The sequence below is a fragment of the Pseudomonas asuensis genome, assembly GCF_014646755.1.
Taxonomy (GTDB): domain Bacteria; phylum Pseudomonadota; class Gammaproteobacteria; order Pseudomonadales; family Pseudomonadaceae; genus Chryseomonas; species Chryseomonas asuensis.
In genome coordinates this window covers 375,002-396,444 of record NZ_BMNW01000005.1, presented here as the reverse complement: position 1 = coordinate 396,444, position 21,443 = coordinate 375,002, and the positions used below count along the sequence as shown (strand labels likewise).

Genomic DNA, 21,443 nt, shown 5'->3' with positions numbered 1-21,443 from the left:
CACCGGCCTGATACAGGCTGGCCATGCGTGGGGTCTGGTGTGCGGATTCAGTCGTGTCCGGCCCTGCGCGTGCCCACAGGAGGTATGCGACGTGAATTGTGAGTCCGAGCTGTGCATTGAAAAGGTTGGTGCGGCCAAGCCCCGATATCGCTCGGTGTCGATTGGTCATCCGGCCGTAGACATCCGCCATGAGCAAAATGGCATTATCCGTATGCAGGCTCTGGAACCTCTGGCCCCGTTACCGAGGCGGCTGCTTGATCGCCTGGTCCACTGGGCCAGGGTACGGCCTGATCACACCTTTGTGGCCGCACGTGAACAGGGCGGGGAGTGGCGGCGCATCACCTACGCCGACATGCTCCAGCGCACCCGTGCCATTGCACAAACCCTGCTGGGGTTCGGGCTTTCAGCCGAGCGCCCGCTGGTCATCCTGTCCGGGAACGATCTTGAACACTTCCAGCTGTGCATGGGGGCGCTCTACGCAGGCATTCCTTATTGCCCGGTCTCGCCAGGGTATTCGCTGCTCTCTCAAGACTTGGGCAAAATCAAACATGTCATTGATCTGCTCGACCCGGGAATGGTGTTTGCCTGTGATGGCGAGCTTTACCGTCGCGCCATCGAAGCACGTGTCCCTACTGAAGTCCCGGTAATCCTGACCCGAGGAGATCTTGATGGAAGGCTCTGTATTCCTTTCGATGATCTGCTTGCCCAGCCCGGTGGCGCCGAGGCTGAAGCGGCCTTCGAGGCAACCGGCCCGGACAGCATTGCCAAGTTTCTTTTCACATCCGGCTCTACCAAGTTGCCGAAAGCCGTAGTAACGACCCAGCGAATGCTGTGCGCTAATCAGCAGATGCTTTTGCAAACCTTTCCTACCTTTGGTGAAGAGCCCCCTGTGCTGGTGGACTGGTTGCCGTGGAATCACACCTTTGGCGGCAGTCATAACATCGGTATCGTGCTTTATAACGGTGGCAGCTTTTACTTGGATGAGGGCAAGCCTACGCCGCAAGGCATGGCCGAAACCTTGCGCAATCTAAGGGAGATATCGCCTACGGCTTATCTAACGGTGCCAAAGGGCTGGGAGGAGTTAGTCACTGCGCTGGAAAATGATCCTGAGTTGCGCGAGCGATTTTTCGCCAAGATAAAGTTGTTCTTCTTTGCCGCCGCCGGGCTTTCCCAAAGTGTATGGGACCGCCTCGACCGTGTAGCCGAGCGGCATTGTGGTGAACGTATCCGCATGATGGCGGGGCTGGGCATGACCGAGACGGCGCCATCCTGCACCTTTACCACAGGGCCACTCTCTATGGCAGGCTATGTGGGGCTGCCGGCGCCGGGTTGCGAAGTCAAATTAGCGCCTGTGGATGGCAAGCTTGAAGCGCGCTTTCGTGGGCCGCACGTCATGCCGGGCTACTGGCGCTCACCGGAGCAAAATACCCAGGCCTTCGATGAGGAGGGGTTCTACTGCACAGGCGATGCATTGAAGTTCGCGGACCCACAGCAGCCGCATCTGGGGCTTATGTTCGATGGACGGATCGCTGAGGACTTCAAGCTCTCATCGGGTGTGTTTGTCAGTGTTGGTCCGTTACGGACACGCATCGTGCTGGAGGGTGCGCCTTATGTTCAGGACGCCGTTATTGTCGGCCCTGATCATGATTGCCTGGGCGTGCTGCTCTTTCCGCGGCTGCCGGAATGCCGCGCTTTGTCCGGGCTGAGTGAGGATGCGTCCCCCGCGGAGGTTCTTGCATCATCATCCGTACGGGCTTGGCTTACTGGACTACTCAAACGTCTTAATCGCGAGGCTACCGGCAATGCCAGCCGGCTGGCCTGGGCCTGCCTGCTCGATGAGCCGCCTTCCATAGATCGAGGTGAAATTACGGACAAAGGTTCGATCAACCAGCGCGCCGTGTTGCAGTGGCGAGCGGATCGGATCAAGACAATCTGCCAGGGCAATGACGCCTCGGTTGTTCGTTTCGAGGCGATGGAAGCAGCGCGATGAACAACTCTGTGGGGATCAAGGCGCGTACTGTGATGGGACTCGTCACGGGATGGATGCTTTTATCGATGATGACCACTGCCCAAGCGGCCACCGGTGTGGCTCCCCATACGGAGCTGGTTTACGAGGCGACCGTGGAGATTGCCGATACTGTGTCCCTGGGCAAGGGCCCCCTGGGGGAGCGTCGTATCGTACCGATTACCGGCGGACGTTTCGTTGGTCCCAGGCTGCGTGGCAAGGTCTTGCCGGGAGGGGCGGATCGGCAGCTGGTCCGTGCCGATGGCGTCCAGCAGCTCGATGCCTTGTATGAGATGCGCACCCACGATGGCACGATCCTGACGATCCATAACCAGGCCCTGATTCACGAGCTGGATACCAGGCCCTATGCCTTCTCGACGCTGACCATTACCGCTCCGGACGGCCCTTACGGCTGGTTGAATCGCTACGTTTATGCCGGAACCGTCGAAAGGGCACCATTGCAGCGCAACGCCGTGCTGATTCGCGTGTATCGCCTTAAATAGGAAGCGCAGAGATGGCACGACAGCAGGGCTTATATTCCGCGTTTGACGATGTAGTGCTGCTCGGAGGCGTCCGTACGCCCTGGGTGGATTACTGCGGCGCGCTGGGGCAGGTTTCACCTATTGACTTGGGCATCAAGGTAGCACGTGAAGCCCTGGCTCGTTGTTATGTCGCGCCAGAGCAGGTCGACAGCATTCTGGCAGGGTCTGTGGCGCAGGCCAGTTTTGACGCTTACCTGCTGCCACGGCATATCGGCCTTTATGCCGGCGTACCTATAGGTGTGCCGGCATTGCAAGTCCAGCGTATCTGCGGCACCGGCTTTGAGCTGCTGCGCCAAGCCGGTGAGCAGATTGCTCTGGGGCATGCCGAGGTTGCGCTGTGTGTGGCCAGTGAATCCATGTCTCGCAACCCCATCGCGGCCTATACCCACCGTAGCGGCTTTCGTCTGGGGGCTTCAGTAGAGTTCAAGGACTTTCTCTGGGAAGCCTTGCTAGACCCAGCGCCTGGGATCGATATGATCGGTACGTCCGAGCAGCTGGCCCGACGCTACGGCCTGACGCGTGCCGAAGTTGATGCCTACGCCCTGGCAAGCTTTAACCGGGCGCTGGCTGCGCAGGAGGCAGGCTGGTTCACAGATGAAATTGTGCCCGTACAGACAGAAGAATTCCTGCTGGAGGGGTATCAGCCACGTGGTATCCAATTGCCGCGTCGGATCGCCTCTGTGACTATTGATAGTCACCCTCGATCCACATCACTGGAGGCGTTAGCCCAGCTTTCAGCGATTCATGATGGCGGCGTGCAAACCGCGGGTAACAGCTGCGCAGTAGTCGATGGCGCCGCTGCGATGGTGGTGGCAAAGCGATCGAGTCAGACGAGTCAGCCATGCTTGGCTAACCTATTGGCAGCTACGGCGGTTGGGGTTCCGCCCGAGGTAATGGGGATCGGCCCGGCACCGGCTATCCGTTTGCTGCTCGAACGCAGCGGGCTGGCATTAAGCGATATTGCACGATTCGAGATTAACGAGGCGCAAGGTGCGCAGGTGCTCGCCGTCCAGCGTGAGCTTGACCTTGATCCCGCACGGTTAAACATGTACGGCGGAGCGATTGCCTTGGGGCATCCCCTGGCAGCGACCGGACTTCGCTTAACGCTGACCCTGGCGCGACAGCTGCGAGCTCATCATGAGCGCTACGGCATTGCAGCCGCCTGTATAGGCGGCGGACAGGGCATGGCGGTGCTGATCGAAAATCCAAACTACAGTTAAGAGGATGGCATGGCCTACCAACCCCCGCTACACGACATGCAGTTTGTTATCAGTGAGTGGCTTAGTAGCCCAATTGAGTGGTCTGTAATACCAGCCTTTAAGGAAGTGGATGAAGCGCTCTCTATTCAAATTTTGGAAGAGGCGGGCCGCTTTGCGGTAGACAAGCTGGTGCCTCTGAACGCTTTGGGGGATCGTCAAGGCTGCCATTTGAACGGCGGACAAGTAACCACGCCGTCCGGCTTTGCTGAGGCCTATAAGGCATATGTCAACGGTGGCTGGCCCGCTTTGGCCTGTGATCCTGCCTGGGGTGGGCAAGGTTTGCCACAAGTGCTGGACGCGGCGCTTCACGAAATGCTGGTCTCGGCCAACCACGGCTGGGCCATGTATCCCGGTATTGCCCATGGCGCTTATGAGTGCTTGCGTGCCCATGCCTCAGAAGCGCTCAAGGAGACTTACCTTAGTAAAGTTGTGAGTGGCGAGTGGCTTGCCACCATGTGTATTACCGAGCCCCAGGCAGGCAGTGATGTTGGCCTGATTCGTACTCGGGCAGAGCCGCTGGGGGAGGGGGTTTACCAGCTCGAAGGCAGCAAGATTTTCATTTCTGGCGGTGAGCATGACCTGACCGACAATATCGTGCACCTTGTACTGGCCCGCCTGCCTGATGCACCGGCCGGTAGCCGGGGGCTGTCTCTGTTTTTAGTACCCAAGCAACTCGACGATGCGCCTAACGGTGTCCATTGTGAAAGCCTTGAGCACAAGATGGGAATCAAGGGCAGTGCCACCTGTGCCTTGCGCTTTGAAGGGGCGCAGGGCTCGCTGATCGGCGAGCCTCATCGGGGGTTGGCAGCCATGTTTGTCATGATGAACTCAGCACGGCTGCACGTAGGGCTGCAGGGTTTAGGGCATGTGGAGTCGGCCTACCAACAGGCGTTGGCTTATGCCTCAGAGCGAAGGCAGATGCGTGCGCCGAATCGTTCTGAAGACACAGCAGAAGTGGCTGATTTGCTTGTACAACACCCCGCCATACGGCGTGTTCTGCTAGAGCTTCGAGCCTGTAGCGAGGGGATGCGTGCGTTAGGATATTGGGGGGCGCATTTGCTGGAACTAGCTGATCATGCAGCGGATAGCACTGAGCGCGCCCGTGCCTATCAACTGGCATCGCTGCTGACTCCTGTCATCAAGGCCTTCTTTACCGAGCAAGGGTTTCAGCAGGCCAGTGCTGCACTGCAAGTGTTGGGCGGTTACGGGTACTTCACGGACTTTAGTATCGAGCAAACACTGCGCGACAGCCGGATCGCCATGATCTATGAAGGCACCAATGAAATTCAGGCTAACGATCTGCTCTTGCGCAAGGTCATCGGGGATAGGGGCGAAGCGCTAGGTATGCTGTTGGGGCTCTACAGGCAAGAAGCCGAGCGCTGTTTGATGACGCGCTCATGCGAAAGCTACGGGAGGGACTTAACGCAAGCGTGCATGCAGGTTGAGCAGGTTACTGCGGACTTGATGGCTTCCCATGATCAGGAATGGCCATATCGCGCAGCACTGGACTATCTGCGCTTGCATGGCTGGTTGGGGCTGGCCTTTGCCTGGGCGCGTACGGCTCGGCTGGCTGCGCCAAAGCAAAAGGAGACGTTTTATAAAACCAAAAGCGAGACGGCCCGTTTCGTTTACGACTATTTGTTGATCAACGTGAGGCAGGCAGTCGAGGCCGTTAAAGCGGGTCAGGCACCATTGCCACCCATATAAAGGTAGCGACCCTTTAGCAAATGGCTTCGATTTCGCTAAAGTAGGTGCAAATCGGGTAACTATAATTCACCAACGTGCAGGTGTTTCGTCAGTTTGTTTAGATAGATACTGGCTAGTATAAAATCGCTAGCAAGTCCTAAGAGGCTCACGTTTGAGCCATTACAAGCGTCTGCTTGAGCTATTACCTCTTCAGAGCGTCTGGCGTTAACGGGAACCGCGCCACTCACTGCTCTCTCCATACCTTCATATTCCTTCCATATGACAGGTAGCGCTATGTCAGACGCTGTTAGCCCCGCGGCGGAGAGCCGTATCAAGCCGAAAGCCTATATGGCGATGGTAGCCACAGTTGCAGCCATCGCCGGAGGCTTGTACGGCTACGATACCGGCATCATCTCCGGTGCCTTGCCACAAATCGCTCAGGACTTCGAACTCAATCACCGTGCTCAGGAGCTTGTAACCGCCGCCATTTTGCTAGGCGCAGTGATAGGGGCACTCAGCTCTACGCGCATGTCCGCAACCCTTGGGCGCCGGCTGACAATTGTGATTGTGGCCGGTATTTACTGCATCGGCGTAGTCGCCGCTGCGGTTTCCCCCAATGTGTGGTGCCTGGGCCTGTCTCGCCTGGTCTTAGGGTTTGCTGTAGGTGGGTCGACCCAAATCGTGCCGACGTATATTGCTGAACTGGCTCCGCCAGAAAAGCGTGGTCGCCTGGTTACTTATTTCAATGTTTCCATCGGTGTAGGGATCCTCCTGGCTGCGATTGTTGGCGTAGCAGGGCAGAACCTCTTCACCTGGCGCTGGATGATCGGCGTCGCGCTTGTTCCCTCCCTGGTGCTGTTGTTTGGAATGACAAAAATGCCCAGGAGTCCGCGCTGGCTAGTCGAGCAGGCCCAACCGAAGAAGGCCTCGCATGAACTGGCTAAGGTGCGTGATACCTCGAAAGAGGTGCGCGAGGAGATAGCCGATATTCAGGAAGTCGTGGAAAAGAAGGAGGAAGATTCGGTGACTGGCTGGCGGGCCATGCGCCAACCCTGGCTGCGACCAGCGTTGATCGCTGGCTTGGGAGTAGCGGCCTTCACTCAGCTCAGTGGCATCGAAATGATGATTTATTACACACCGACCTTTTTGAAGGATGCCGGTTTTGGAGCCTCCGCTGCGTTGTGGTCGGCACTCGGGGTGGCGATCACTTATCTAGTCATGACGGTGATCGGCAAGTTGATTGTCGACAAGGTTGGACGTCGGACGCTGAGCTTGGTCATGATTCCAGGTGCTGTCGTGGCACTGCTGGTGCTTGGCGCAGTGCTGCATTTCAACCTGGCGGGAGAGGCACAGGGTTGGTGGGTGGTTGCGTGCCTGATCGTCTTCATGATCTTCAACGCAGGCGGCATTCAGGTGGTGGGTTGGCTGACTGGCTCGGAAATCTACCCACTTGCGATTCGGGATCAGGCTACCGGTGCCCATGCGGCTATGCTGTGGGGGTCAAATCTGCTGCTGACAGGTACCGCCCTGACCATGACTAAATGGCTGGGGGTGGGCGGTGCCATGTGGGTCTATGCCGGGCTCAATGCCTTGGGTTGGCTATTCATTTTCTTCCTGGTGCCGGAAACCGGCGGGCGAAGCCTGGAAGACATTGAACGGTCCTTGAAAGCAGGCACCTTCCGGCCTCGCTAGTCGAGCCCTAGCGATACACCTTGTGCAGCAGATGTAAGAGCTGTTTGCGCTCTTCTGTCGTCAGGGCTGAGGTGGCCTCATCATCACTACGGATGGCCACCTCTTTGAGCTGCTTGAGCAGGGTCTCGCCCGTCTTGCTCAGGAATATTCCGTAAGAGCGCTTGTCGGCCTTGCAACGTATACGCAGCGCAAGACCAAGCGCTTCCAACTTGTTCAGCATAATGACCATCTGCGGAGGCTCAATGGCCAGGGCGCGCGCCAACTCGGCCTGCATGAGCCCGGGGTTCTGCTCGATAAGCGTGAGCGCGGTGAATTGAGCGGGGCGAAGATCGTAGGCTTCCAGCTCATTGATCAGGTGCTGAAAAACTTTCAGCTGAGCCCGACGCAGAGCATAACCAATCACTTCATTCAAAAAAGGCGAGTTGATTTCGCTGGTTTCTTCCACATCGGTCGTATCGACTGCAACCTGCTGTTTTTTATTCATTGAATGGGAAAAGGTTTTGTCATGATTATCGAATAATGCGGGCAGAGAGTGTACAAGTCACGTATTTTCTTATACATCGTAAGGGTATTGTCGCGACGCCAACGCCTCTGGGAGAAACCGCAGCAGAGTCGGGTGCAACCTGGCATGCTGTAATTGCCTGAAGCAGCAGCGAAGCGGCAGAAAAGCACTAAATAAAAGTGATCTCCCTGTTCTACAGCTATGTGCCTGAATCCCTGTCCTAGAGCCGTTCTGGTTAGGCAGGGCAATACCTTCCAATGGTCAAGAGACAGACGGTTGCGCCTTTATTGTTTTCATAGGTTGCACTTGGTTGCACCTTAGTAGCGTTGCCTCTATGCTTGCCGCCACCGTGTAGCACTTCTAATTAAAAAAGGCTGTTCAATGGCAACTACTACTACGCTAGGCGTGAAACTCGATGAAGCCACCCGTGAACGTTTGAAGGAGGCCGCTCGCCTTATCGACCGTACACCCCATTGGTTGATCAAACAGGCCATCTACACTTACCTGGAAACATTGGAAAAAGGTGTAAGTGTCGACGAGTTGCAGAGTATTGCTGCGCGACTGGGCGAAGGTGACAACGAGGTAGTAGAAGCCCTGGCCGAACCGGTCTATCAGCCTTTTCTTGAATTTGCCGAAAGCATTCTGCCGCAGTCTGCATTGCGCTCTGCCGTGACAGCCGCCTATCGCCGCCCGGAAGAAGAAATGGTGCCTATGCTGCTTGAGCAGGCACGTCTACCGGTCGCTACTGCTGACGCCGCGTATAAGCTGGCCTACAGCATTGCTGAAAAGTTGCGTAATCAGAAGGGTGCTGGCGGTCGTTCCGGCATGGTTCAAAGTCTGCTGCGCGAGTTCTCCCTGTCCTCTCAGGAGGGCGTGGCGCTGATGTGCCTGGCTGAAGCGCTGCTGCGCATTCCAGATAAAGGCACCCGCGATGCCCTGATTCGCGACAAGATCAGCAAGGGCAACTGGCAGCCACACTTGGGCAACAGCCCGTCGCTCTTCGTCAACGCGGCGACTTGGGGCCTGCTGCTGACGGGTAAGCTGGTTTCCACCCATAACGAAGCCGGTCTTTCCAACTCGCTTAACCGCATCATCGGCAAGAGTGGCGAGCCGGTCATCCGTAAGGGTGTCGATATGGCGATGCGCCTGATGGGTGAGCAGTTCGTTACCGGTGAAACCATCGCTGAGGCGCTGGCCAATGCCAGCTCGCTCGAAGCCAAAGGCTTCCGCTACTCCTACGACATGCTGGGTGAAGCCGCCCTGACCGAGGAAGATGCTCAGCGTTATCTGGCGTCTTATGAGCAGGCCATTCACTCCATTGGCAAGGCCTCTCATGGTCGTGGTATCTACGAAGGTCCTGGCATTTCCATCAAGTTGTCCGCGCTGCATCCGCGTTACAGCCGTGCTCAGTACGAGCGCGTTATGGAAGAGCTGTATCCACGTTTGCTGAGCCTGACCCTGCTGGCCAAGCAGTACGACATCGGCATCAACATCGACGCCGAGGAAGCCGATCGTCTTGAAATCTCCCTGGACCTGCTGGAGCGCCTGTGCTTCGAGTCCAGTCTGGCCGGTTGGAACGGTATTGGCTTTGTTATCCAGGCCTACCAGAAGCGTTGCCCCTTTGTGATCGACTATGTGATCGATCTGGCGCGCCGCAGCCGTCACCGGTTGATGATCCGTCTGGTGAAGGGCGCCTACTGGGACAGCGAGATCAAGCGCGCCCAGATGGAAGGCCTCGAAGGCTATCCGGTTTATACCCGTAAGGTGTATACCGACGTGTCCTACATGGCATGTGCTCGCAAGTTGCTGGCCGTACCGGAAGTCATTTACCCACAGTTTGCTACACACAACGCCCATACCCTGGCCGCTATCTATCAGATCGCGGGTCAGAACTACTATCCTGGCCAGTACGAGTTCCAGTGCCTGCACGGCATGGGCGAGCCGCTATACGAACAGGTCGTGGGCAAGGTAGCCGATGGCAAACTGAACCGCCCGTGCCGTATCTATGCGCCGGTCGGTACGCATGAAACCCTGCTGGCCTACCTCGTGCGTCGCTTGCTGGAAAATGGCGCAAATACCTCATTCGTCAACCGCATCGCCGATCACTCCATCTCCCTGAAGGAGTTGGTGGCCGATCCGGTCGTGACAATCGAGCAGATTGCTGCACAGGAAGGCGCGCTGGGCTTACCGCATCCGCGTATTCCGCTGCCTGGCCAGCTGTATGGCGAAGGCCGCTTGAATTCCAGCGGTATTGATCTGGCCAATGAACATCGTCTGGGCTCACTGTCCGGCGCACTGCTGGCAGGTAACAATACCGAATGGCGTGCTGCACCGATGCTGGGTTGCCCGACTGAAGTGGGTATTCCAGAGGCCATCCAGAATCCGGCTGATCACCGTGACGTGGTGGGTTACGTGCAGAACGCCACTGTGCAAGACGTAGATAACGCCCTGAACAGCGCATTGACTGCTGCGCCGATCTGGCAATCTACTCCGCCGGACCAGCGTGCTGCTGTACTTGAAACCGCAGCCAATCTGATGGAAGCGCAAATCCAGCCCCTGATGGGCCTGCTGGTGCGTGAAGCGGGCAAGACCTTTGCCAACTCCATTGCTGAGGTGCGTGAGGCTGTAGACTTCCTGCGCTATTACGCTGCCCAGGTGCGCCGTGATTTCGCTAACGATACTCACCGCCCGTTAGGCCCGGTAGTGTGCATTAGCCCGTGGAACTTCCCGCTGGCTATCTTCACTGGTCAAGTTGCAGCTGCACTGGCAGCGGGTAACACCGTACTGGCCAAGCCTGCCGAGCAGACACCACTGATCGCGGCTCAGGCTGTTCGCATCCTGTTGGAAGCTGGCGTGCCGGAAGGCGTCGTACAGTTGCTGCCAGGCCAAGGCCACACTGTGGGTTCGGCGCTGGTTAGCGATGAGCGTGTGAAAGGTGTGATGTTCACCGGTTCGACTGAAGTTGCCAACATCATCTCCCGCAACATTGCCGGTCGCCTGGATGCCCATGGCCGTCCGATTCCGCTGATCGCCGAAACCGGCGGCCAGAATGCGATGATCGTGGATTCCTCAGCGCTGGCTGAGCAAGTGGTGACTGACGTCGTAGCTTCGGCCTTCGACAGCGCCGGTCAGCGCTGCTCCGCATTGCGCGTGCTGTGTGTGCAGGAGGATGTGGCTGATCGCATCCTGGAAATGCTGAAGGGCGCTATGGCTGAGTGCCGCATCGGCAACCCTGATAACCTGCCGGTGGATATCGGTCCGGTTATCGATGCTGAGGCTAAGGCCAACATCGACAAGCATGTTCAAGGTATGCGTGCTAAAGGTCGTACGGTTTACCAGATTGCACGCAACAACGATGGCGCGACCCATCGCGGCACCTTCGTGATGCCAACATTGATCGAGCTGGAAAGCCTGGACGAGCTGGAGCGCGAAATCTTCGGTCCGGTGTTGCACGTAGTGCGCTATGCCCGTCAGGACTTGAATCGTCTGATGGATCAGATCAATGCGACTGGCTATGGTCTGACGCTGGGTGTCCATACCCGTATCGACGAGACCATCGCTCAGGTCGTGGAAAAGGCTCAGGCCGGTAACCTCTACGTCAACCGCAACATGGTAGGCGCAGTGGTCGGTGTGCAGCCTTTCGGCGGCGAAGGTCTGTCTGGTACAGGCCCGAAGGCTGGTGGTCCTGTGTATCTGTACCGCCTCTTGTCTACCCGTCCGGTGGATGGTGTAGCGCAGGCGTTTGCTCGTGACGATCAGGAAAGCCCGTCTGACCTGACCTTGCGTACCCAAATGGAGCAGCGTCAGGGCAAGCCGCTCGAAGCGTTGCAGAAGTGGGCAAGCGAGCAGAACAACACGGAACTGGCCGAGCTGTGCCAGGCATTTTCCAAACAGACCATCAGTGGCGTAACCCGTCTGCTGGCCGGCCCAACGGGTGAGCGCAATACTTACACCCTGCTGCCGCGTGAGCGCGTACTCTGCCTGGCCGATGATGAGGCCGATCTGATGACGCAGTTGGCAGCTGTTCTGGCCGTAGGCAGTACCGCATTGTGGGTGCAGAACGATTTGTCCCGCGCCCTGCGCGGCCGTCTGCCCAAGGCAGTACAGGCGCGTATCCAGACGACGTCCGACTGGACCAAGGACGAGGAGCACTTCGACGCCATCCTGCATCACGGGGACTCCGATCAGCTACGTCAGGTCTGCCAGCAGGCTGCCCAGCGCGGCGGTCCGATCGTGGGGGTTCAGGGGCTGTCCCAGGGCGAAACGGCGATTCCGCTGGAACGTCTGCTCATTGAGCGTGCAGTGAGTGTCAACACAGCAGCCGCCGGCGGTAACGCCAGCCTGATGACCATCAGCTGATTGTCCCGCTCATGAAAAGGCCCGGTTGATCCGGGCCTTTTTATTGCCTTGAACACTGTGCTTATACAGTAGGCGTATCAATCCGCTCGCGAATCCAGGCGACAAACTTTCTGATCTTGGGGACCTCGGCAGCGTGCTCGGGGTAACCGAGATAATACGTATGCGGACTGGTCATGCTGTGTGGCCAAGCGATTACCAGCTTGCCTTCGGCCAATTCTTCATCAATGAGAAAGCGTGGCACCAGCGCGACGCCGCAGCCCACCTGCGCCGCGCGGATGCACATGGTAAAGGTGTCAAAGCGCGGCCCATGGTAGCTGTGTTCGGTGTGCAGACCCTGGCTCTGGAACCATTCGTGCCATGCCTCGGGACGAGCTGCATTCTGGAGCAGAATGTAATCGGCCAGTTGCGTCGGATCGCTCAAATGCCCCTCGGGCCAAAGACCGGGCGCGCAGACGGGCACCATATCCTCAGTCATCAAGGGAATGCATTCTGCGCCGGGCCAGCGGCCCTGACCCGCAAAGAGCGCTACATCACAGGCCGGTTCGTTGACGTCCATATTCTTGACCTCATGACGCACGTCGAGATGAATCATCGGATGTTGCAAGCGCCAGCCCTTGAGGCGCGGAATCAGCCAGCGCTCGCCAAACGTCGGTGGCGTTGCTACACGCAGCACTTCGGTTTCACCGCCATAGGAACGCATGTAATGGGTCGACATCTCGATCTGCGTAAGAATCTTGCTGACTTCAGATAGGTACAGCGAGCCGGCCGGCGTCATTTGCAACCGCTGGCGTACGCGTCGAAAAAGCGGATGGCCCAGCTGTTCTTCGAGCTGAGCCACCTGCTTGCTCACCGCGCTTTGGGTCAGGCTTAATTCCTCGGCTGCACGCGTAAAGCTCAGGTGCCGCGCCACGGCCTCAAAGCATTGCATGGCGGTGATCGAGGGCATGTGGCGACGGGACATGACAGCTCCAACCTGAGTCGGCGCGCAGGCGTAATGCTGCGTGCTGGACGTTCATGAAAAAAAGGAATGATAAACCGAGCAAAGGTCGTTTGTTGAGCGGTGTCTTCCCGGCTAATACTGAACCCATAATGACTCAAGGAGCCAGCCATGATTGATGCACTGCTCAGCCGCCTCGGCGTTGACCCAAGCCTTTACCAGAACGGTAACCATGCCGTGTTCACGCCTATCGATGGCAGCCAGCTTGGTGCCGTCACGCTGGAAAGCGCCGCTGAGGTGGAGCAAAAGATCACCCGTGCCGACAAAGCCTTCCAGATCTGGCGCGCTGTACCAGCGCCGCGGCGTGGTGAGTTGGTCCGCCTGCTGGGCGAGGAGTTACGCAAGCACAAGGCTGACCTGGGCGAACTGGTGTCCTGGGAGGCCGGCAAGATCACTCAGGAAGGGCTGGGTGAGGTGCAGGAAATGATCGATATCTGCGACTTCGCCGTCGGCCTTTCCCGCCAGCTGTACGGCCTGACCATCGCTTCCGAGCGTCCTGGTCATCACATGCGTGAAACCTGGCACCCGCTGGGCGTGGTAGGTGTGATCAGTGCATTCAACTTCCCGGTTGCTGTCTGGTCATGGAACACGGCCTTGGCACTGGTCTGCGGTAACTCCGTGGTGTGGAAGCCCTCCGAGAAAACGCCGCTGACGGCTCTGGCTTGCCAGGCGTTGTTTGAGCGCGCCGCCAAAGCCTTTGGCGATGCACCGGACTATCTGAGCCAGGTTATCGTAGGTGACCGCGCCAGTGGCGAAGCTCTGGTAGACGATCCCCGTGTCGCTTTGGTCAGTGCCACTGGCAGTACCCGCATGGGCCGCGAAGTAGGCCCTCGCGTCGCTGCACGGTTTGGCCGTTCGCTTCTGGAACTGGGTGGCAACAACGCCATGATTGTTGGCCCTAGCGCCGATCTGGACATGGCTGTCCGAGCCATCTTGTTCAGCGCCGTGGGTACGGCCGGACAGCGCTGCACCACACTGCGCCGCCTGATTGCCCATGAGTCGATCAAAGATGAGCTGGTGACTCGCTTGAAATCCGCTTATGCCAAGGTACGCATTGGCCATCCGCTAGAGGGTAACTTGGTCGGCCCGCTGATCGATGCGCAAAGCTTTCAGGCCATGCAAGGCAGTCTGGAGCAGGCCAAAGGAGAGGGCGGTATTGTTTTTGGGGGCGAGCGCCAACTGGCGGATCAGTACCCGAACGGTTACTACGTCTCTCCGGCCATCGTCGAGATGCCCGAGCAGAGCGAGTCGGTGCAGACCGAAACCTTTGCCCCCATTCTCTATGTGATGACTTACCGCGAGTTCAACGACGCTATTGCCATGAACAATGCGGTACCGCAAGGCTTGTCGTCTTGCATCTTCACGACGGACATCCGCGAGGCTGAATCTTTCCTGTCTGCCGTGGGCAGTGATTGCGGGATTGCCAACGTGAACATCGGCCCAAGTGGCGCCGAGATCGGGGGCGCATTTGGCGGTGAGAAAGAGACTGGTGGCGGTCGTGAATCCGGCTCCGATGCCTGGAGGAGCTATATGCGTCGCCAGACCAACACGGTGAATTATTCTCGTGAGCTGCCGCTGGCACAGGGGATTGTGTTCGATTGATGCGTGACTGATGGGTATGGCTGCGCCCTGGCTACTCTGCCCGGCCTGTTCGATTCGTGTAATCAGCAGAAGGGAGCAGGCGCAGTCGTATTCATCGTGTATTTCTACCTTAAACCGCGACGTGATCTCGCAAGGTTCTGGTTTTCATACCGTCATTGTGTGAAGGAATACCTATGCCGCTCCGCCAGCAATGCCTTTGGGAAACCCTGTCACCAAACACCCTCAATGCTCCAGCTCTTAACAGTGAGATTAAGGTGGATGTCTGCGTTATTGGCGCTGGCATTACCGGGCTTTCGGCTGCGTTGCATCTGGCGGAGCAGGGCCGCCGAGTGGCGGTCGTGGAGGCCTATGAGGTCGGCCATGGCGGTTCTGGCCGTAACGTTGGACTGGTCAATGCCGGTATGTGGATTCCGCCGGACGAGGCGGTGGCTACCTTGGGTGCCGAGGTAGGCGAAAAGCTGCTCAAAGTCATGGGCAACGCACCCTATGAGGTCTTCTCACTTATTGAGCGGCACCGTATCGACTGCCAGGCGCAACATAAGGGCACGCTGCATATGGCACACAATGCCAAAGGGCTTGCTGACCTGCAGCGCCGCGCTGAACAGTGGCAGCGGCGAGGGGCACCGGTTGAATTGCTTACCGGTACTGCCTGCATCGAGGCCTGTGGCACCGCCCATGTCTCCGGCGCGCTGCTGGATCGCCGTGCCGGCACGATCAACCCGATGGGCTACAGCCTTGGGCTGGCCCGCGCAGCATTAGCGCAGGGTGTTCAGCTCTATCAGCAGTCACCGGTTACTCGCCTTGAGCGTCAGGGCTCGCAATGGTGCGTTGTGACGGAGCAGGGGGTGGTGCTGGCCGAACAGGTGCTTATCGCTTCCAACGCCTATACCGAAGGCGAGTGGACTACCCTACGCAATCAATTCTTTCCGGGGTATTACTATCAGGTCGCCTCCAGGCCGTTGGGGTCTGAAGCCGGTTTTATTCTGCCCGGCGCGCAGGGCTCCTGGGATACCCGTACGGTGCTTAGCAGTATTCGGCGTGATGCTGATGGACGTCTGCTCCTGGGAAGCCTTGGCAATATGGCGAGCCGTCCGGCCTGGTTTATTGAAGCCTGGGCAGACCGCATCCAGCAGCATTACTTTCCCTCGCTTGGCAAGGTCGAATGGGAATGCACTTGGACGGGGTGCATCGCGTTTACACCCGATCACTTGATGCGTCTGTTCGAACCGGCCCCCGGTCTGCTCGCCATGACCGGTTATAACGGACGTGGTGTAACGACCGGTACCGTTGTAGGCAAGGCCTTTGCCCATTACTTGTGCAGCGGTGACAGCGAAGTGCTACCGATGCCCTTTGCTGCCTGGGATGGCAGCGCCGTAGGACAATGGAGGAGTCCGCTCTACGAAGCAGGTTTTAGTCTTTATCACGCAGGGCAGTGCTTGCGAATTGTGGTGTAACTCGCAGTGTTACTTATTGGTGCAAGGGGTGAAGATGACAAGATCAGGACAGTGCATCTAGGCCGTTTCGCTGTCCTGAACGATGTTTCGTGAGTGACCTTACACAGATGCAAGCGCTGCTTTAGTCGCAGGCTGGCGAAGCATTTTGCCAATTTCTTGCAAAAACCTCTGATTTTTTACAAAAACCATGATTTTGAAGATTTTTTTACGATATCAGAGCGCTGGCATGTGGATTGCTGTTTAGAGGAGGCCAACAAACCATCTGGAGCAAACCTCCCATGTCGCAGATTTACAGAAAAGGCATTCTGGCTCTCGCAATAGGCTCGGCTCTTTCGTTCTCTTCATTGGTTCAAGCCGATGTTGTCATCGGTGTTGCAGGCCCCTTTACCGGCGCTAACGCCGCCTATGGGGAACAGTTCTGGAAAGGTGCAACACTGGCTGCTGAGGACATTAACGCTGCTGGTGGTATCAATGGCGAAAAAATCAAACTGGTACAAGGGGATGATGCCTGCGAGCCTAAACAGGCGGTAGCGGTTGCCAACCGACTGGTCGACTCCGAAAAGGTCAAGGCCGTGATCGGCCACTTTTGCTCTTCCAATACCTTGCCTGCATCAGATATTTACGATGAAGCCGGGATTATCTCCATCACCCCGGGATCAACCAATCCACAAATCACCGAGCGTGGCCTGACCGGGGTATTCCGAATGTGTGGTCGTGATGACCAGCAGGGGGTCGTGGCGGCCAACTACATCGTGGACACGTTAAAGGCGAAAAAGGTAGCCGTTATCCATGACAAGGATGCTTACGGCCAGGGCCTGGCGGATGCCATGAAGGCCCAGCTGGCCAAGCGTGGCGTGAAGGAAGTGCTCTATGAAGGCCTGACGCGCGGTGAGAAGGACTTCAACTCCCTGGTAACGAAGATTCGCTCCTCTGGTGCCGAGGTTGTTTACTTTGGCGGTCTGCACCCGGAAGCCGGCCCGTTGGTTCGCCAGATGCGTGAGCAAGGTGTAAACGCCAAGTTTGTCTCGGGCGATGGCATTGTCTCGGCCGACATGGTGACAACAGCAGGCGGCCCGCAATACACCAAGGGCGTGTTGATGACCTTTGGCGCTGATCCGCTGAAAAGCCCGGCTGGTAAAGGCGTAGTCGATAAGCTGCGCGCCTCGGGTTATGAGCCGGAAGGCTACACACTTTACTCCTATGCGTCCTTGCAAGCCGTAGCGGCTGCCTTTAACGGCGCCGGCAGCACGGAGGGCGAGGCTGCCTCCGAGTGGCTTAAGAGCCATACCGTTCCTACTGTTCTGGGTGAAAAGTCCTGGGACGGCAAAGGCGATCTCAAAGTCTCTGACTACGTGATGTACGAGTGGGACGATAAAGGCAAGTACAACCAGCTGCCTTGATTCTCTTTCTACGTTCATGCGTCTTTCACCTCCGGCTGAGCACGCCGGAGGTGAGGTCCCGACGCGTCCTTACTCAACCGCTTGCGCGAGAACGACATCGTGGACGGTATCTTCCTGCAACAACTCATCAACGGCCTGACCCTGGGCTCGGTATACGGGCTGATCGCCATCGGTTACACGATGGTGTACGGCATTATTGGCATGATCAACTTTGCTCACGGCGATGTGTACATGGTGTCCGCTTACCTTGCGGCCATTGGCCTTGCCTTGATGAGTTTTTTCGGTCTGCATTCCTTTCCTGTAATGATCCTGGGCACCCTGATTTTTAGTGTGGTGGTAACCAGTCTGTATGGCTGGGCGATCGAGCGGATCGCCTATAAACCGCTGCGTAATTCCACACGCCTGGCACCGCTGATCTCGGCCATCGGCATGTCGCTGATCTTGCAAAACTATGTACAGCTGGCCCAAGGGGCTCGCCAACAGGGTGTACCAACACTGCTTGATGGGGCACTGCGCCTCCACATCGGTGAAGGCTTTGTCATCATTACCTATACCAAGATCTTTATTATCGTCGCCTCGATTGTGGGCATGGGCCTTCTGACCTATGTGATCCAGAAAACCACCTTGGGCCGCATGTGCCGTGCGACCCAGCAGGATCGCAAGATGGCGCAGATTCTGGGTATCAATACCGATCGGGTGATCTCATATGTGTTCATCATTGGTGCGGCCATGGCGGCGCTGGCCGGTGTCCTGATCACCATGAACTACGGCACGTTCGACTTCTACGCCGGCTTCATTATCGGTATCAAGGCGTTTACCGCAGCGGTCCTGGGCGGTATCGGCTCACTGCCCGGTGCAATGCTTGGCGGCATCATCCTTGGTGTGTCTGAAGCGCAATTCGCAGGGCTTGTGAATAGCGATTACAAGGACGTCTTCAGCTTCTCATTGCTGGTACTGATCTTGATCTTCAGGCCCCAGGGCCTGCTCGGCAAGCCGCATGTAGCCAAGGTGTGATGTTATGACCCAGACCTCTTCTTCCTTTGATATCAAGGTGATCCTGCGCGATACCTTCATGGTTGGGTTGGTGTCGCTGATCCTGTTCGGCCCTATCGTGGGTATTGTGCTCGACGGTTACGGCTTTAATGTAGAACCCCAGCGTGTCGCCATTATGGTGGCAGTGGTAATGGCTGGGCGCTTCCTGCTTAGCGTGTTTGGCCAGACAAACAAAGGGCGTGCCTGGATCGAATCTTTCAGGCGCAATGACGGCGGCGTGCATGTGCTGCCGCCAGGATACAAGTCCAACCTCCGGTTTATTCTGCCCGTTGTGATCCTGGTTGCCATTGCCTTGCCTTTTCTGGCCAACAAGTACTGGCTGACCGTAGTCATCCTCTGCCTGATCTATGTGCTGCTTGGTCTGGGCCTGAATATCGTGGTTGGGCTTGCCGGCCTGCTGGACCTTGGCTATGTAGGCTTTTATGCCATCGGGGCCTATGGGCTGGCGCTGGGTTACCAATACCTGGGGCTGGGCTTCTGGACGATGATTCCCCTGGCAGCGGTTATGGCTGCGGTGGCCGGGGCGATTCTTGGCTTTCCGGTGCTCAGGATGCATGGGGATTACCTCGCCATTGTGACCCTGGGTTTTGGCGAGATCATTCGACTGGTGCTCAATAACTGGCTGGAATTCACCAACGGTCCCAACGGAGTTTCTGCGCCGTCGCCTACGTTCTTTGGCATCGAGTTCGGTCGGCGGGCGAAGGAAGGCGGAGTCCCTATACATGAGCTTCTGGGCGTCTCCTACAACCCCAATGCCACCATGATTTTCATCTACGGGGTGCTGTTTCTGATCGTACTGCTGGTGCTCTATATCAAGCACCGTCTCACGCGCATGCCTATTGGCCGCGCCTGGGAAGCATTGCGTGAAGATGAAATCGCTTGCCGGGCCATGGGCCTGAACCATGTGCTGGTCAAGCTTTCGGCGTTCATGATTGGCGCCTCTACAGCCGGTATTGCCGGGGTGTTTTTTGCAACCTACCAAGGCTTTATCAACCCGGCCTCGTTTAACTTCTTTGAGTCTGTGCTGGTCTTGGCCATTGTGGTGCTGGGCGGCTTGGGCTCTACGATGGGCGTCGTGATCTCCGCCTTTGTGATGACATTGCTGTTTGAGGTGCTGCGTGAGTTCGGCGACATCCGCATGCTGGTCTTTGGTGTGTTGATGGTCGTGATGATGATGTGGCGTCCGCGTGGCCTTATCCGCATCAGCCGCAGCGGTTTCGCGATTCGTAAGGGAGTGGCGCCATGAGCGATAACATCCTTACCGTCGAAGGACTGGGCATGCGCTTTGGTGGGATCAAAGCGCTGTCGGCAGTGGATTTCAACATTCGTCGCCATTCGATCACCGCGTTAATTGGCCCGAATGGAGCAGGTAAAACTACCGTTTTCAACTGCCTGACCGGCTTTTACAAGGCCACTGACGGGCGCATCCTGCTTAACACGGAAAAAGGCCCGCAAACGGATGTGGGCAAGATCATGGGTGAGCCGTTCCAACCCACCGACTTTATCAATCCAGCGCAGTTTGGCAGCCGACTCTGGTACAAGATGTTTGGTGGCACGCATCTGGTAAATCGGGCAGGGCTTGCACGCACGTTTCAGAACATTCGGCTGTTCAAGGAAATGTCCGTTATCGAGAACCTGCTGGTGGCCCAACACATGTGGATCAACCGCAATTTGCTTGCAGGCGTGTTCAATACAAAGGGCTTCCGCCAAGCTGAGGAAAAGGCGCTGGATGTTGCCTTCTACTGGCTGGAGGTGGTTGGGCTGACCGACTCCGCCAATCGCCTGGCTGGGGAGATGTCCTATGGGCAGCAGCGTCGTCTGGAAATTGCCCGGGCGATGTGTACACGGCCCGAGCTGATTTGCCTGGACGAGCCCGCCGCAGGCCTTAACCCTGCCGAGACCGAGGCGCTGTCAGCCATTATTCGACGTTTGCGAGACGAGCACAGGATCACCGTGCTGCTGATCGAGCATGACATGGGCATGGTCATGAGCATCTCTGACCATATTGTTGTGCTCGATCATGGCAACGTAATCGCTCAAGGCCTGCCGGACGAAATCAAGAATAATCCAAAGGTCATTGCCGCCTATCTGGGTGCGGATGAGGAGGAAGTGGCATGACCATGCCATTGCTGGAATTCAGGAACGTGGATGTGTTTTACGGGCCAATCCAGGCGCTCAGGGGCGTCTCGCTGCATATCAATGAGGGCGAGACGGTCAGCCTGATTGGTGCCAACGGTGCAGGTAAATCTACGCTGCTCATGTCTATCTTTGGCCAACCTCGGGCACGAAACGGCCAGATCATGTACCGCGGCGAGGAGATTACTCAGAAAAGCGCCCATTTCGTTGCGTCCAATGGGATCGCCCAGTCGCCGGAGGGGCGGCATGTCTTTCCTGACATGAGCGTGGAGGAAAATCTGCTGATGGGAACTATCCCCATTGGCACCAAGCACGTGGATGAGGACATGCAACACATGTTCGAGCTGTTTCCGCGTCTCAAGGAGCGGCGTAACCAGCGGGCAATGACCATGTCCGGGGGGGAACAGCAGATGCTGGCCATTGCCCGCGCCCTTATGAGTCGGCCCAAGCTACTCCTATTGGATGAACCCAGCCTGGGCCTTGCGCCTATTGTGGTGAAGCAGATTTTTCAGATCCTTCGGGAATTGGCTCAAACCGGCATGACGATTTTCCTCGTTGAGCAGAATGCCAACCATGCGCTCAGGCTCTCGGATCGCGCGTATGTGATGGTGACAGGTGAGATCCGCATGACAGGCAGCGGTAAGGAGCTATTGGCTGATCCTCAGGTCCGGGAAGCCTATCTCGGCGGCCATTAAGTCAGTATTCAGCCTGTGTCAGGCTCCATAGTATTGATGCAGGCTATCTCTTATCACGTGC

The 21,443-nt window shown here is 57.3% G+C and carries 15 protein-coding genes; 13 read left to right on the top strand and 2 right to left on the bottom strand.

Annotated elements, in window-relative coordinates; genetic code table 11:
* Positions 1-91: 91 nt before the first annotated feature.
* The 5 genes from IEX86_RS13715 to IEX86_RS13695 all read left to right on the top strand — a co-directional run bounded on the left by IEX86_RS13715 (position 92) and on the right by IEX86_RS13695 (position 7,184).
* Entirely contained in the window at positions 92-1,990 is a 1,899-nt protein-coding gene (locus IEX86_RS13715; protein WP_229685336.1) for a feruloyl-CoA synthase, read from the top strand.
* A complete protein-coding gene (locus tag IEX86_RS13710; protein ID WP_188866683.1) occupies positions 1,987-2,508 on the top strand; it encodes a DUF3237 domain-containing protein in 522 nt (173 codons plus the stop codon). Before IEX86_RS13715 ends, IEX86_RS13710 begins: the two co-directional genes overlap by 4 nt.
* Positions 2,509-2,519: 11 nt before the next feature.
* A complete protein-coding gene (locus IEX86_RS13705; protein ID WP_188866682.1) occupies positions 2,520-3,767 on the top strand; it encodes a thiolase family protein in 1,248 nt (415 codons plus the stop codon).
* 9 nt (positions 3,768-3,776) lie between these two features.
* The gene (locus IEX86_RS13700; RefSeq protein WP_188866681.1) at positions 3,777-5,513 is read left to right on the top strand and encodes an acyl-CoA dehydrogenase; all 1,737 of its coding nucleotides are present in this window, start codon (positions 3,777-3,779) and stop codon (positions 5,511-5,513) included.
* Positions 5,514-5,786: 273 nt separating this feature from the next.
* On the top strand, positions 5,787-7,184 hold the full coding sequence (locus IEX86_RS13695; protein ID WP_229685335.1) for a sugar porter family MFS transporter: 1,398 nt from the start codon (positions 5,787-5,789) through the stop codon (positions 7,182-7,184).
* Between the two features lie 7 nt (positions 7,185-7,191).
* Here the strand turns inward: IEX86_RS13695 and IEX86_RS13690 are convergent, their stop codons facing one another.
* Positions 7,192-7,668, bottom strand: coding sequence for a MarR family winged helix-turn-helix transcriptional regulator (locus IEX86_RS13690; RefSeq protein WP_188866679.1), 477 nt, complete (start codon positions 7,666-7,668; stop codon positions 7,192-7,194).
* A gap of 399 nt (positions 7,669-8,067) precedes the next feature.
* Here IEX86_RS13690 and putA point away from each other — a divergent pair, with 399 nt between their 5' ends.
* On the top strand, positions 8,068-12,045 hold the full coding sequence (gene putA / locus IEX86_RS13685) for a trifunctional transcriptional regulator/proline dehydrogenase/L-glutamate gamma-semialdehyde dehydrogenase (protein WP_188866678.1): 3,978 nt from the start codon (positions 8,068-8,070) through the stop codon (positions 12,043-12,045).
* A 61-nt stretch (positions 12,046-12,106) separates the two neighbouring features.
* On the opposite strand, the gene IEX86_RS13680 is transcribed toward putA, so the two are convergent.
* Positions 12,107-13,006 carry a LysR substrate-binding domain-containing protein gene (locus IEX86_RS13680; protein WP_188866677.1) on the bottom strand — a complete coding sequence of 300 codons (900 nt, stop codon included), beginning with the start codon at positions 13,004-13,006 and terminating at the stop codon, positions 12,107-12,109.
* A gap of 147 nt (positions 13,007-13,153) precedes the next feature.
* On the opposite strand from IEX86_RS13680, the gene amaB reads away from it, so the two are divergent.
* The 7 genes from amaB (at position 13,154) to IEX86_RS13645 (ending at position 21,382) form a co-directional block, all read left to right on the top strand.
* Positions 13,154-14,644, top strand: coding sequence for an L-piperidine-6-carboxylate dehydrogenase (gene amaB / locus IEX86_RS13675; protein WP_188866676.1), 1,491 nt, complete (start codon positions 13,154-13,156; stop codon positions 14,642-14,644).
* A gap of 173 nt (positions 14,645-14,817) precedes the next feature.
* On the top strand, positions 14,818-16,098 hold the full coding sequence (gene amaA / locus IEX86_RS13670; protein WP_188866675.1) for an L-pipecolate oxidase: 1,281 nt from the start codon (positions 14,818-14,820) through the stop codon (positions 16,096-16,098).
* A gap of 278 nt (positions 16,099-16,376) precedes the next feature.
* The gene (locus IEX86_RS13665) at positions 16,377-17,498 is read left to right on the top strand and encodes a branched-chain amino acid ABC transporter substrate-binding protein (RefSeq protein ID WP_188866674.1); all 1,122 of its coding nucleotides are present in this window, start codon (positions 16,377-16,379) and stop codon (positions 17,496-17,498) included.
* A 99-nt stretch (positions 17,499-17,597) separates the two neighbouring features.
* Positions 17,598-18,512 (top strand): ABC transporter permease subunit, encoded by a 915-nt coding sequence (locus IEX86_RS13660; protein WP_188866673.1) that lies wholly within the window; start codon positions 17,598-17,600, stop codon positions 18,510-18,512.
* A 4-nt stretch (positions 18,513-18,516) separates the two neighbouring features.
* Entirely contained in the window at positions 18,517-19,797 is a 1,281-nt protein-coding gene (gene livM, locus IEX86_RS13655; protein ID WP_188866672.1) for a high-affinity branched-chain amino acid ABC transporter permease LivM, read from the top strand.
* Positions 19,794-20,669 (top strand): ATP-binding cassette domain-containing protein, encoded by an 876-nt coding sequence (locus tag IEX86_RS13650; RefSeq protein WP_188866671.1) that lies wholly within the window; start codon positions 19,794-19,796, stop codon positions 20,667-20,669. Before livM ends, IEX86_RS13650 begins: the two co-directional genes overlap by 4 nt.
* Positions 20,666-21,382: an ABC transporter ATP-binding protein gene (locus IEX86_RS13645; RefSeq protein WP_188866670.1), complete on the top strand. Its 717-nt coding sequence runs from the start codon at positions 20,666-20,668 to the stop codon at positions 21,380-21,382. The genes IEX86_RS13650 and IEX86_RS13645 overlap by 4 nt, the downstream gene beginning before the upstream one ends.
* The last annotated feature ends 61 nt before the right edge of the window (positions 21,383-21,443 follow it).